General features: G+C 58.8%; 1 protein-coding gene. It reads left to right on the top strand.

The annotated features are described in order from the left end of the window. Positions 1 to 398, top strand: a 398-nt coding sequence (locus X744_RS139635) for a sugar phosphate nucleotidyltransferase (RefSeq protein WP_023763262.1), incomplete at both ends; no start/stop codon positions are given.

Here is a 398-nt window from a genome sequence, read left to right on the forward strand (position 1 = left end):
ATTTACATCGGTTTTGCCCAAGCCGCTGATGCCAATTGGCGCGCGGCCGGTCCTCGAGTTGCTGTTGAAATGGCTGCGGCGTAGCGGAATCGAAGACGTCTACGTCACCACCGGCTATCTCGGGCACCTGATCCGGAGCGTGTGCGGCGACGGCTCGCAGTGGAATCTGAGGATCCGCTACACGCAGGAAATGGAACCGCTCGGAACGATCGGGCCGCTTTCCTTGATCAGAGACGAATTGAATGAGCCCTTTATCGTCCTGAACGGCGATGTGCTGACCGACCTGAGCATCAGCCGGTTTACCGCGGCGCACCGCCTGCACAAGGACTCCGTCACGATAGCGACTTCGCTGCGGCTTACCAAGATGGATTTCGGCGTCATCAGATCGGAAGAGCACA

The sequence above is a fragment of the Mesorhizobium sp. LNHC252B00 genome (assembly GCF_000502955.1).
GTDB lineage: Bacteria > Pseudomonadota > Alphaproteobacteria > Rhizobiales > Rhizobiaceae > Mesorhizobium.